This window comes from Kitasatospora sp. NPDC058048 (assembly GCF_042885555.1).
In the GTDB taxonomy this organism is placed as follows: domain Bacteria; phylum Actinomycetota; class Actinomycetes; order Streptomycetales; family Streptomycetaceae; genus Kitasatospora; species Kitasatospora lactacystinica.
Map to the genome: position 1 here is coordinate 1 of NZ_JBHVRT010000038.1, position 11878 is coordinate 11878.

At 71.5% G+C, this 11878-nt stretch carries 9 protein-coding genes; 6 read left to right on the forward strand and 3 right to left on the reverse strand.

What is annotated here, in order from left to right:
- Positions 1-309: 309 nt before the first annotated feature.
- Complete coding sequence (locus tag ACFVVA_RS31600) at positions 310-969, forward strand: hypothetical protein (RefSeq protein WP_387694189.1); 660 nt, start codon at positions 310-312, stop codon at positions 967-969.
- Here the strand turns inward: ACFVVA_RS31600 and ACFVVA_RS31605 are convergent.
- On the reverse strand, positions 940-1614 hold the full coding sequence (locus tag ACFVVA_RS31605; RefSeq protein WP_387694190.1) for a hemolysin III family protein: 675 nt from the start codon (positions 1612-1614) through the stop codon (positions 940-942). The two genes, ACFVVA_RS31600 and ACFVVA_RS31605, sit on opposite strands and share 30 nt — an antisense overlap.
- Positions 1615-1898: 284 nt before the next feature.
- Between ACFVVA_RS31605 and ACFVVA_RS31610 the strand changes: the two genes are divergently transcribed.
- On the forward strand, positions 1899-3725 hold the full coding sequence (locus tag ACFVVA_RS31610) for a phosphoenolpyruvate carboxykinase (GTP) (protein ID WP_359899489.1): 1827 nt from the start codon (positions 1899-1901) through the stop codon (positions 3723-3725).
- A 160-nt stretch (positions 3726-3885) separates the two neighbouring features.
- On the opposite strand, the gene ACFVVA_RS31615 is transcribed toward ACFVVA_RS31610, so the two are convergent.
- On the reverse strand, positions 3886-5100 hold the full coding sequence (locus tag ACFVVA_RS31615) for a pyridoxal phosphate-dependent aminotransferase (RefSeq protein WP_380553471.1): 1215 nt from the start codon (positions 5098-5100) through the stop codon (positions 3886-3888).
- A 277-nt stretch (positions 5101-5377) separates the two neighbouring features.
- On the opposite strand from ACFVVA_RS31615, the gene ACFVVA_RS31620 reads away from it, so the two are divergent.
- On the forward strand, positions 5378-6097 hold the full coding sequence (locus ACFVVA_RS31620) for a prepilin peptidase (protein WP_387694191.1): 720 nt from the start codon (positions 5378-5380) through the stop codon (positions 6095-6097).
- 175 nt (positions 6098-6272) lie between these two features.
- On the opposite strand, the gene ACFVVA_RS31625 is transcribed toward ACFVVA_RS31620, so the two are convergent.
- On the reverse strand, positions 6273-7862 hold the full coding sequence (locus ACFVVA_RS31625; RefSeq protein WP_387694192.1) for a chitinase: 1590 nt from the start codon (positions 7860-7862) through the stop codon (positions 6273-6275).
- Between the two features lie 399 nt (positions 7863-8261).
- Between ACFVVA_RS31625 and ACFVVA_RS31630 the strand changes: the two genes are divergently transcribed.
- From ACFVVA_RS31630 to ACFVVA_RS31640, 3 genes are all read left to right on the forward strand, one after another.
- Complete coding sequence (locus tag ACFVVA_RS31630; protein ID WP_181970663.1) at positions 8262-9056, forward strand: isoprenyl transferase; 795 nt, start codon at positions 8262-8264, stop codon at positions 9054-9056.
- A gap of 238 nt (positions 9057-9294) precedes the next feature.
- Positions 9295-10626 carry a PhoH family protein gene (locus ACFVVA_RS31635; RefSeq protein ID WP_359899497.1) on the forward strand — a complete coding sequence of 444 codons (1332 nt, stop codon included), beginning with the start codon at positions 9295-9297 and terminating at the stop codon, positions 10624-10626.
- A gap of 428 nt (positions 10627-11054) precedes the next feature.
- On the forward strand, positions 11055-11813 hold the full coding sequence (locus tag ACFVVA_RS31640; protein ID WP_380359217.1) for a transglycosylase SLT domain-containing protein: 759 nt from the start codon (positions 11055-11057) through the stop codon (positions 11811-11813).
- Positions 11814-11878 lie beyond the last annotated feature (65 nt).

Here is an 11878-nt window from a genome sequence, read left to right on the forward strand (position 1 = left end):
GTTCGGCGCCCTGCGTGCTGCCGTGGGTGCGTCCCGTGCGTCCCGTGCGTCCGGTGTGTCCGGTGTGTCCGGTGCGTCCGACGGAGGCGAACCGCGGCTACGCTCCGTGATGTGTCCTGGAAGTGCTGCTTCCGCACGAGGAATTGACGCAACGTTGATCTGTCGTTCGCCGCCCCGGGGCAGTTGGCCATGACTGTCGGTAGATACCATGTGGCAATCGGTCAGTGCTGGCCGACGCGTGCCGAGAGCGGAGAAGAGGTGGGGCGGCGGGAGCCGACCACGAGCCCGGCACCGGGAAAGGGGACCGAAGTGGCCGACGCGGACGACAAGCAGATGAGCACCCAGGTGTGGGGTTCGGCGGTGGTGGTGGGCTCTGCGCTGGCCGTGGTCGCGGCCTATCTGATCAACGGCGCCCTGCTGGTCCTGGCGGTCGCCGGGGTCGAGACCCTGCTGCTCATGGTGTACGTCGCCCGCCGCTGGCGCGCGATGCACGGGGATCGGGCCCCGGTCCGGCACCGCCCGCGCCGCGGCATCCCGGACGCCGCGCACTGCGAGCGCTGCCGCCGGGCCCGCGAGGCGCTCGACGCCCGGCAGGCGCGGGCCCGCTCGGCCGGTGCGCCGGGGCGGCCCGGGTCCGCGGCGCTCCCGACGGCGGCCGGGTCGCCGCGCGAGCCGTACCGGGAGTCGCGCGAGCCCCGCCGGGAGTCGCACGGGGAGCAGCACCACGCCCGCGGGGAGCAGTACTACGGGCACGGCGAGCACCACCACGCGCACGGGCTGCTGCAGGATCCGGGCCCGCAGTCGGAGTCCGGCGCCGTCGACCACTCGGCCGTCCCGCGCCGCCCGCAGCTCCGGGCCCCGTACGAGCGGCCCTGGACGGCGGAACGGGCGGCCGGCCGGTCCGTGGACCGTTCGACCGCCCGTCGGGGTGCGCCGGGATCAGCCGGCCGTGCTGTACGCCACCAGTGAGACACCGATGTACTGGACGATGAACGCCCCCAGGGTGAAGGCGTGGAACACCTCGTGGAACCCGAACCAGCGCGGTGAGGGGTTGGGCCGCTTGAGCCCGTACACCACGCCGCCGATGCTGTAGAGCACTCCGCCGACGATCATCAGCACCAGGACGGCGACCCCGCCGGTGTGCAGGAAGTCCGGCAGGTAGAAGGCGGCGGCCCAGCCCAGCGCGAGGTACACCGGTGTGTACAGCCAGCGCGGCGCGCCGACCCAGAACACCCGGAACGCGATCCCGGCCAGTGCGCCGCCCCAGACCGCCCAGAGCAGCAGTTGCTGGTCGGCGCCCTTGAGCAGCAGCATCGTGAACGGCGTGTAGGTGCCCGCGATGATCAGGAAGATGTTGGCGTGGTCCAGCCGGCGCAGCACGGCGTCCCCGCGCGGGCCCCAGTCGAAGCGGTGGTACACCGCGCTGACCCCGAACAGCAGCCAGGCGCTGACCGAGTAGATCGCGCAGGCGATCCTGGCGGGCGTGGAGTCGGCCAGGCAGATCAGCACGATCCCGGCGGCCACCGTGGCGGGGAACATCCCGGCGTGCAGCCAGCCGCGCCACTTCGGCTTGCTCTCTATGAGTGCACTCTCCGCGAGCGCAGCAGCAGTCATGCGCAGCATGCTACCCGTTACCTACGGATCCGTAGGTTACTGGCGCGTAGGAAGTGGCGATCGTCACTGTTGGACGTTTTGGAGTAATAGGAGTGTGGCGCCGCACACTCCGTCGCGGGTGAGGCCGCTCTGTTACTTGTCAGTAATCATACTGGCTGGAGTAAAAGGTGCGTCAATTTCGACGCTTCGCCGCGTTCCGGCCTTGAGTCCGGAGCTACGCTGCAAGCACCCTCAGACCCCCGCGACGCCGTCTCCTCGCCGAGATGGCGTGAAACGGAGCGATCGTGTCGTACGAGATCTCTGCTCTCAGCGCATCCGCGCCCACCCGCCACAAGCAGCTGCTCGCTTGGGTGAGCGAGATCGCCGAGCTCACCCAGCCGGACCGCATCGAGTGGTGCGACGGTTCCGACGAGGAGTACCACCGCCTCGCGGACCTGCTGGTGGCGCAGGGCACCTTCAAGAAGCTCAACGAGGAGAAGCGCCCCAACTCCTACTACGCCGCCTCGGACCCCACGGACGTGGCGCGCGTGGAGGACCGCACCTTCATCTGCTCCGAGCAGGAGAAGGACGCCGGACCGACCAACAACTGGAAGGCCCCCGCCGAGATGCGGGAGCTCTTCCAGGGCGAGCAGGGACTCTTCCGCGGCGCGATGAAGGGCCGCACGATGTACGTCGTGCCCTTCTCGATGGGCCCGGTCGGCTCCCCGCTGGCCGCGTACGGCGTCGAGATCACCGACTCCGCCTACGTCGCCGTCTCCATGCGCGTGATGACCCGCATGGGCCAGGCCGTGCTGGACCAGCTCGGCGAGGACGGCGACTTCGTCAAGGCCGTGCACACCGTCGGCGCCCCGCTCGCCGAGGGCCAGGCGGACGTGCCGTGGCCGTGCAACAGCACCAAGTACATCTCGCACTTCCCGGAGACCAAGGAGATCTGGTCCTTCGGTTCGGGCTACGGCGGCAACGCCCTGCTCGGCAAGAAGTGCTACGCGCTGCGCATCGCCTCGACCATGGCCCGCGACGAGGGCTGGCTGGCCGAGCACATGCTCATCCTGAAGCTCACCCCGCCGAACGGCGAGGCCAAGTACGTGGCCGCCGCGTTCCCCTCGGCGTGCGGCAAGACCAACCTGGCCATGCTCCAGCCGACGGTCCCGGGCTGGAAGGTCGAGACGATCGGCGACGACATCGCCTGGATGCGCTTCGGCGCCGACGGCCGCCTCTACGCCATCAACCCCGAGGCCGGCTTCTTCGGCGTCGCCCCCGGCACCGGCGTGGACACCAACGCCAACGCCATCGACACCCTCTGGGGCAACACCGTCTTCACCAACGTCGCCCTCACCGACGACGGCGATGTGTGGTGGGAGGGCCTCACCGAGGAGCCCCCGGCGCACCTGACCGACTGGCGCGGCAACGACTGGACCCCCGAGTCCGGCACCCCGGCCGCCCACCCGAACGCCCGCTTCGCCGTCCCGGCCGCGCAGTGCCCGACCATCGCCCCGGAGTGGGAGGACCAGGCGGGCGTGCCGATCTCGGCGATCCTGTTCGGCGGCCGCCGCGCCACCGCCGTCCCGCTGGTGACCGAGTCCTTCGACTGGCAGCACGGCGTCTTCCTCGGCGCCAACATCGCCTCCGAGAAGACCGCCGCCGCCGAGGGCACCGTCGGCGAGCTGCGCCGCGACCCGTTCGCGATGCTGCCGTTCTGCGGCTACAACATGGGTGACTACTTCGCCCACTGGCTGAAGGTCGGCGCCCGGGCGGACGCCGCCAAGCTGCCGAAGATCTACTACGTCAACTGGTTCCGCAAGGACGCCGGGGGCAAGTTCGTCTGGCCCGGCTACGGCGAGAACAGCCGCGTGCTCAAGTGGATCGTCGAGCGCCTGGAGGGGACCGGCGAGGGCGTCGAGACCCCGATCGGCGTGCTGCCGACCGTCGAGGGCTTCGACCTCGGCGACCTGGACCTGTCCAAGGAGGACCTCGACCTGCTCTTCACCGTGGACGCCGACCTCTGGCGCCAGGAGGCCGCTCTCGTGCCGGCCCACCTGGAGACCTTCGGCGACCACACCCCGAAGGAGCTGTGGGACGAGTACCGGAACCTCGTCGCGCGCCTCGGCTGAGCCTGAGCCTCAGCCGGGAGAGAGGCGGGCGCGCGGCACGAACCGCGCGCCCCGCCGAGCGGCAGGACGGCCGGAGTTCCGCCGGGCGATTTTCCCCCGACCAAGGAGATCGCCCGGACCGGGACTCCGGCCGTAGTGTTTTTCCCGGGTGCTTCGCGGCCTACGGCTGGACGTAACCCCCGAGGAAGTCGCCGATCCGGGTCACCGCGTCGGTGATCTCCTCCGCCCGGGGCAGGGTGACCAGCCGGAAGTGGTCCGGCTCCGGCCAGTTGAAGCCGGTGCCCTGGACCAGCAGGATCCGCTGGGAGCGCAGCAGGTCCAGCACCATCCGGGCGTCGTCCTTGATTTTGTGGACCTTGGGGTCCAGCCGGGGGAAGGCGTACAGCGCGCCCTTGGGCTTGACGCAGCTGACCCCCGGGATCTGGTTCAGCAGTTCGTACGCGGCGTCCCGCGAGGCGTGCAGCCGGCCGCCGGGCAGCACCAGGTCGCGGATCGACTGCCGTCCGCCGAGCGCGGCGGCCACCGCGTGCTGGGCGGGCATGTTGGCGCACAGCCGCATCGAGGCGAGCACGGTGAGGCCCTCGATGTAGCTGCGGGCCCGGCGCCGGTCGCCGGACAGCACCATCCAGCCGGAGCGGAAGCCGGCGACCCGGTACGCCTTGGACAGTCCGTTGAAGGTGACGCAGAAGAGGTCCGGGGCCAGGGTGGCCAGCGGGACGTGCTCGGCGTCGTCGTAGAGGATCTTGTCGTAGATCTCGTCCGCGTAGACCACCAGGTCGTGCCGGCGGGCGATCTCCGCGATGCCCTCCAGCACCTCGCGCGGGTAGACCGCGCCGGTCGGGTTGTTCGGGTTGATCACCACGATGGCCCTGGTCCGGTCGGTGACCCTGGCCTCGATGTCGGCGAGGTCCGGGTACCACTCGGACTGCTCGTCGCAGCGGTAGTGCACCGCGGTGCCGCCGGCCAGTGAGACCGAGGCGGTCCACAGCGGGTAGTCCGGGGCCGGGACGAGCACCTCGTCGCCGTCGTCCAGCAGCGCGGTCATGGCCAGCTGGATCAGCTCGGAGACGCCGTTGCCGAGGAAGACGTCGTCGACGGAGAGGCCGTGCAGCCCGCGGTCCTCGTAGTGCATGACCACCGCGCGGCGGGCGGAGAGCAGGCCCTTGGAGTCGCCGTAGCCGTGCGCGTTGGCGAGGTTGCGCAGGACGTCCTGGAGGATCTCCGGGGGCGCCTCGAAACCGAAGGTGGCCGGGTTGCCGGTGTTGAGCTTGAGGATGCGGTGGCCCTGTTCCTCCAGCCGCATCGCCTCGTCGAGCACCGGGCCGCGGATGTCGTAGCAGACATTGGCGAGCTTGCTGGACTGGATGACCTGCATGTCCGCCTACTTTAGGGGTACGGAGGGGCCGTGCGGCCGGTCTCCGCGGGGGTGCTTTCGGGGGCCCGAACGGCCCCCTTGGATCGGCAGGCGGGGGTGGCGGACGGCCTTCCGAACCAGTAGTCGAATGTCCGGAATGCTCGTGTATGCGAGGAGCGCTGTCGCGCTGTCGTGCGGAACGAGACGGACGGCACACCGCCCGGCGCGGGAGGATGGGGCCGGTCGCGCCGATGGTGTCGGTCGTGTCGGTCGGGTCGGTAGAAGAGGGGGTGCGCCGGTGGTCCCGGTCGTGGTGGCGGCGGCGGTGCTGGTCGGTCTCCTGGCGGCTCCACCGCTGCGCGGGCTGATCGCCCGGTTCGCGGTGCCGGAGGGCGAGCCCTGGTGCGAGGACTGCCCGGCCTGCGGGCGCCGGGTGCGCCTGCTGCCGCCGACCGGGCGCTGCCGGGGCTGCCAGGAGCGGCTGGGCGCCGGCCCCTGGACGGTGGAGGCGGTCGCGGTGGCGGTCGCCATCGCGGTGGCGTACGCGGCGGACCGGCTGGTGGTGGTGACCCTGGCGATGGGCTGGGCGGCGGCGCTCGGCGTGGCGCTCGGTTTCGTCGACGCGCGGGTGCGCCGACTGCCGTACCGGCTGACCCTGCCACTGCTCGGCGGGGTGACGGCGCTGCTGCTGGCGGCGGTGCCGACCGCGGGGCCCGGGGTGGCGCTGCGCTGCCTGCTGGTCGCGCTCGCGGTCGGGGGTGTGCTCGAACTGGCCGTCTGGCTGGGCGCGTTGGGCCCGGGGGACTCCCCGCTCGGGCTCGCCCTGGGCGGGCTGCTCGGTTGGTACGGCTGGTCGGTGGCGCTCGGCGGGCTGTTCGCCGCGATGGTGCTCGCCGGGCTGTGGGGTACCCTGCGGGCCGCCGCCGCGCTGGTCCGCCGCCGCCCGGTGCGCGGACTGGACCTCCCGGTCGGCCCGTTCCTTCTGCTCGGCGCGCTCACCGCGGTCCTGGCGCGGTGAGCACGTGTCGCCGGGGCATTGAACGCGTTGAAGGGGAGGGGAACGGAAGGGCCCGCCGCACCGGTCGGTGCGACGGGCCCCGCCGCCGACGCGCAGGCCCCACCCTCAAGGAGCGGCGCGCCGGGGGAGTGGAGTTCGGGTGGCCGCGGCCCGTGGCAGCCGCGGCCGGGTGCCGTTACGGCATCTTGTGGACGAACGGGCCGACCGCGTTGGAGAACGCGTTGCCGTTGTTGACATCCCAGTTGGTCGACCAGGTCATCGCGCCGCGGATGGTCGGCCACTTGGCCGGCGGCACGAAGCTGCCGCAGTTGTTACCGGTGGCCAGGCAGTCCAGCGCGTTGTTCACCACGGCCGGCGCGACGTAGCCGCCGCCCGCGGCCCGGGTGGAGGCCGGGACGCCGATGCCCACCTGGTCCGGCCGCAGGCCGCCCTGGATCTGGGTGCAGACCTGCGAGGTGATGAAGTCGATGGTGCCCTGGTTGTAGACCTTGCCGTCGCAGCCGTTCATGCCGCCCGAGTTGTAGAACTGGGTGTTGACGACGGTGAGGATGTCCTTGGTCTTCAGCGCCAGCTGGAAGTAGGCGCCGGAGGTGTTGTACATCCCGATGGTCTCGGGGGCCATGGTCAGGACGAAGCCGGGGCCGACCTTGGCCTGCAGGGAGTGCAGCGCGTCGCCGAGCGGGCCGGCCTGGACACCGTTCTCCAGGTCGACGTCGATGCCGTCGAAGCCGTAGTCCTTGATGATCGCGTAGGCGCTGTTGACGAAGTTGGCGCCGGCGGTGGCGTCCCCGACGGTGATCGCGCCGTTCTGGCCGCCGATGGAGAGGACGACCTTCTTGCCGGCCGCCTGCTTGGCCTTGATGTCGGCGCGGAACTGGGCGTCGGTGTAGCCGCCGAGCGCCTTGGACAGGCCCGGGTCCAGGGTGAAGCTGATCGCGCCGGTCCTGGTCGGCACGGCGTCGGCGAAGGACACCGCGATGATGTCGTACGCGCTCTGGACGTCGCTCAGCCGCTGCACGGTCGAGTTGTTGTCGAAGTTCTGCCAGTAGCCGGTGACCACGTGGGCGGGCAGGCCGGTGACCGGCGGGGTGGTGCTGGTCGGCGTGGCGGTGGGGGTCGCCGTCGCGGTCTGAGTGGGCGTCGGGGTCGCGGTCCGGGTGGGCGTCGCGGTGGCCGTGGGCGTCGCGGTGGGGGTGGGGGTGGGGGTCGCCGTCGGCGACGGGGTGCCGGTGCCGCCGGGGCCGATCAGCGCGACGTCGTCGGCCAGGTAGGCGCTCTGGCCGTACCAGCCGTGCAGGTAGACGGTGACGCTGGTGGCGTTCGCCCCGGTGGTGAAGGTGCTGGACAGCTGGTTCCAGCTGTTCTGGTTCGACCAGGCGGACGGGTCGGTGCCGCCGGTGCCGCGCGCACCGAGGTAGACGTACGGGCCCTGGACCCACGCGCTCAGGGTGTAGCTGGTGTTGGGCAGCACGCTGATGGACTGGGTGCACTCGGCGGTGTCACCGGCGCCCGGGGTCGCCTGGAGCGCGCCGGTGCCGGAGTGGACCGGGGAGGAGACCGTGGTCGCGGCGCCGGTGCAGGTCCAGCCCCCGAGCCCGCCGTCGAAGCCGCCGTTGTCGACCAGGTTGCCGACCGCCGCGCTGGCGCCGCCGGCGAAGAGGGCGAGGCCGCCGCCGGCCAGGGCGAGGGCGGTGGCACCGGCCGCGACGGCCGGGAGGGGGCTGCGCCGACGCTTGTGCGAGGGCTGGTTCAGCGTACGGGCCATGGGGCGACGCTCCTGGGGGAGGAGCGGCCGCCGCGGTGGGGGGCGCGGCGGCCGCGTGTGGGGGAGGGGAGGTCCGAAGTGAGCCTGCGGGGCGGAGCCGGAGGATCGTTCCGTCCCGGATCAAAAGCTGGACTAGACCATTGCTGGTCGTCAAGCATCGGAAGAACGGCTTACGGTTCCGTTAAGGATTCGGAGACCGTTCCGTGTCCGCGCCCCGGGAGCCTCTCAGCGACCCCGCGGCCCGCCCGGACGACCTCCGACACGCCCGTCGGGACAGACTTCGTACAGGACCGTGACCAGACCGCTACCTGCGGCTTTACTGTGCACCTGCGCGCCGGAGTAGGCTGCGCCCGGGGCGGAGACGCACCAGTTGCAACGAGCACGGAGGGGCCGGGAAAGATGGGTCTGCGCGATGTCGCCGAACGGACGCCGGGGCTGCGCACCCTGCTCGGCGGGATGTACGGGCTCTACGGTCGACGGGTCGAGGTCCACCTCGCGAGCACCCCGCGCCACATCGGCGTGATCCTGGACGGCAACCGCCGCTGGGCCAAGGCGGCCGGTGGCTCCACCGCGTACGGCCACCAGCGCGGCGCCGACAAGATCAGCGAGTTCCTCGGCTGGTGCGACGAGACCCACGTCAAGGTCGTCACCCTCTGGATGCTCTCCACCGACAACCTGGACCGCCCGGCCGACGAGCTCGTCCCGCTGCTCGGCATCATCGAGGACGCCGTCACCGGCCTGGCCGCCGCCCGCCGCTGGCGGGTCAACCCGGTCGGCGCGCTGGACCTGCTGCCGCAGCACACCGCCGACGTGCTCAAGCGGGCCGCCGACCAGACCGCCGACATCGACGGCATAACGGTCAACGTCGCGGTCGGCTACGGCGGTCGGCACGAGATCGCCGACGCCGTCCGCTCGCTGCTCCAGGAGCAGGCCGGGCGCGGCACCTCGATCGAGGAACTGGCGGAGGTCCTGACCGTCGAGCACATCGCCGAGCACCTGTACACCCGCAACCAGCCCGACCCGGACCTGATCATCCGCACCTCGGGCGAGCAGCGGCTGTCCGGCTTCCTGCTCTGGCAGAGCGCGCACAGCGAGTTCTACTTCTGCGAGGCGTACTGGCCGGCCTTCCGCAAGGTCGACTTCCTGCGTGCGCTGCGGGCGTACGAGCAGCGCCACCGGCGGCTGGGGCTGTAACCCCGGCACGGCGGCCCCGGCCACCGACCCGTCCGGAGGAAATGACCGCCGTAGGCCTGGCCTACCCGGTGCCGGCGCGAGGCCAAACGTTCACCGGCAATGATCCGTCAGTTCTCCGGGGGCGCGAATGCACCGCTCCCCGCCTGGGAATACTCCAGTCAGTCCGGTCCCGAGGCCACCGGGGCAGCGGGGGCCGGCATGCCGCGGATGACGCAGGGTCATCCGCTCTGGAGGCCTAGTGGTCAGTTCGAAGAGCCGCCGGACACCAGACCGGCGCACGTACGTTCTCGACACGAGCGTGCTCCTGGCGGACCCGCTCGCCATGACCCGCTTCGAGGAGCACGAGGTCGTCCTCCCGGTGGTGGTCGTCACCGAGCTGGAGGCCAAGCGACACCACCCGGAGCTGGGCTACTTCGCCCGCCAGGCGCTGCGGCTGCTCGACGACTACCGGATCCGCCACGGCCGGCTCGACGAGCCGATCCCGGTCGGCGAGCTCGGTGGCACCATCCGGGTCGAGCTCAACCACTCCGACGTGTCGATACTGCCGGCCGGCTACCGGGCCGGCGGTGAGGCGGACACCCGGATCCTCGCGGTCGCCCGCAACCTCCAGGCCGAGGGCTACGACGTGACCGTCGTGTCCAAGGACCTGCCGCTGCGGATCAAGGCCAGCTCGGTGGGCCTGCTCGCCGAGGAGTACCGGGCCGAGCTGGCGATCACCTCGGGCTGGACGGGCATGTCCGAGCTGCACGTCCCGGCGGACCAGGTGGACGCGCTGTTCTCGGCCGGCCACGACGCGGGGGTGGACGTCGACGGCGCCACCGAGCTGCCCGTCCACACCGGACTGGTGCTGACCTCGGAGCGCGGCCGGGCGCTCGGCCGGGTCACCGGCGACGGCCGGGTGCGGCTGGTGCGCGGGGAGCGCGAGGCGTTCGGGCTGCGCGGGCGCAGCGCCGAGCAGCGGGTGGCGCTGGACCTGCTGCTCGACCCGGAGATCGGGATCGTGTCGATGGGCGGCCGGGCCGGCACCGGGAAGTCGGCGCTGGCGCTGTGCGCGGGGCTGGAAGCGGTGCTGGAGCGGAGGCAGCACCGCAAGGTGATGGTCTTCCGGCCGCTGTACGCGGTCGGCGGCCAGGAGCTGGGCTACCTGCCCGGTTCCGAGGCGGAGAAGATGGGCCCCTGGGCGCAGGCGGTCTTCGACACCCTCTCCGCCGTCACCACCCCGGACGTGATCGAGGAGGTCATCTCCCGCGGGATGCTGGAGGTGCTGCCGCTGACCCACATCCGGGGGCGCTCGCTGCACGACGCCTTCGTGATCGTGGACGAGGCGCAGTCGCTGGAGCGGAACGTCCTGCTGACGGTGCTGTCCCGGATCGGCCAGGGCTCGCGGGTGGTGCTCACCCACGACGTGGCGCAGCGGGACAACCTCCGGGTGGGCCGCTACGACGGCGTGGTGGCGGTGGTGGAGAAGCTGAAGGGTCATCCGCTCTTCGCCCACATCACGCTCACCCGCTCGGAGCGTTCGCCGATCGCGGCGCTGGTCACGGAGATGCTGGAGGACATCCACCCGTGATCCGCCCCTGATCGGGGCATAGTGGGACAATATGGTCAACTCATGACCCGGAGCCCGCTCCTGACGGAGCGGGCTCCGCCCGTTTCATCACATCGAGTGCTTTCCGTCCGGGAAACCGCCGTACGGTGAATGTGACATGCGCCACGCGAAGGGGAATTGCGTCGACCGTGCCCGGTGCGGCATGGTGAGGGTTCTGTCAGGCCCCGCGTACGGCGCGGCAGGGCTTCCGGACTCCGGGAGTCAGGCCCGGGAAGGTTCGCCAACTCCGGTCGGTGGACACACAATTGAACACCGTTGAGCCGTACGCCGCCCGATTTCAACGCCCGGTCACCTCGGCCGGACGCCGGGCCAGCACCTCCCGTGACCAGAGCACTGTGCGGAGGTCCGTGCCAAGGGGCATCTTGCGCCCGTACGGTCACGCGTGGGCGATGCTGGAAGGAAACCATGTGACTCGGATCTCGGTCCGGGGAGTTGCTGTGGCCTCCGCCACCGCCGTCACCGCTGTCGGTGCCGTCGTGGGTATGGCCTCGGGCAGCGAGGGCAAGACCACGCAGACGGTTGACGTCGCCGGCGCGACCCTGCTTGCCGAAGTCCCCTCTGGCGCCCAGGCGCAGACCATCAGTGACAACATCGGCCAGCAGGCATCCGCCCAGCAGGCCTCCGCCGACGCCGCCGCCAAGGCCGCCGCGGAGCAGAAGGCCGCCGAGGAGGCCGCGCGCCAGCAGGCCGCCGCGGACGCCCAGGCGAAGGCCGATGCCCAGGCCAAGGCCGACGCGGAGAAGGCCGCCAAGGCCGCGGACGACAAGCGCAAGGCCGACGAGGCCGCCGCGAACCGGTCCAAGTCCCGTTCCGCGATGACCGCGGTCGAGGACAGCGCTCCGCCCGTCTCGGTCAGCCCCGGCTCGGTCCAGGACCTGGCCCGGCAGATCGTCGGCAACGACGCGCAGTTCCAGTGCTTCAGCCAGATCGTGAAGCGCGAGAGCGGCTGGGACTACACCGCGACCAACAAGAGCTCCGGCGCGTACGGTCTGGTCCAGGCGCTGCCCGGCACCAAGATGGCCTCGGCCGGTGCCGACTGGCGCACCAACCCGGCCACCCAGATCAAGTGGGGCGTCGGCTACATGAACTCCCGCTACGGCAGCCCCTGTGGCGCGTGGTCGTTCTGGCAGGCCCACAACTGGTACTAGGACCGGCTGCCGCCCCGGCGGCGCGGTTCCCGCGGCCCCCGGCCGTTCGCCCTACCCCCGCGGGC